Here is an 853-nt window from a genome sequence, read left to right as displayed (position 1 = left end):
GTCCTACACTGATGGCACGTAAAGTGATACTAGCTACAGGAATTCAAGGAGGAGGAGAATGGCATGTTCCACCTATGATTTCTGAAAAATTGCCGCCTCATCTTTATTCTCACACTTCACAAACCATTGATTTTACTACGTTGAAGAACAAAAAAGTAGCTGTTTTAGGAGGAGGAGCATCCGCGTTTGATAACGCCAACTATGCGCTTTCCGAAGGAGTTGCTGAAGCTCATGTATTTGTTCGACGAAAAGAACTTCCCCGTATTAATCCAATCAGACAAATGGAAGCTTCAGGAATGATTGAACGTTTTCATGCTCTGTCAGATGCTGAAAAATATGAAGTGATGGCTCATTTTTTCGAATACAATCAGCCGCCTACGAATGATACATTTGGACGCGCTTCCTCATGGCCAGGTTTTCATTTGCACGTACATGCCCCATGGCTCGACGTCGAGGAAAAACACKACAAAGCAGTTGTAACCACTCCTCAGGGAACGTTTACGTTTGACTATTTAATTATTAGCACTGGACTTCTAACAGATCCGGCTCTGCGTCCAGAATTGCAACTTGTTGAAAAACACATCGCTCGCTGGAACGATCATTACAAAGCACCGCATGAAATTGCCAACCCAGTATTGGATGCCCATCCTTACCTTAGTAGCGGCTTTGCTTTTTTAAGTCGTAATAGGGAAGGTCAAAAAATGGTATATGGCCTTTTTGCTTTTAATTATTCCGCTTTAATTAGCTGTGGAATTTCTGCATCCGCTCTTTCAGGGCTAAAATATGCGATACCAAAGCTCGTCTCAGAAGTCGYCAATCAGCTTTTTATTGATAATCGCCATGAGAATTTAAC

General features: G+C 42.1%; 1 protein-coding gene. It reads left to right on the top strand.

The genetic code is table 11. From position 1 onward, the window contains the following. Positions 1 to 853: NAD(P)/FAD-dependent oxidoreductase (locus AC1DRF_RS30190; protein WP_477742595.1), on the top strand; the 853-nt coding region annotated here is incomplete at both ends.

Source organism: Priestia sp. P5_B4 (genome assembly GCF_056400385.1).
Note: the sequence above shows the minus strand (reverse complement) of the source record. Positions and strands in the feature narration are given on the sequence as shown.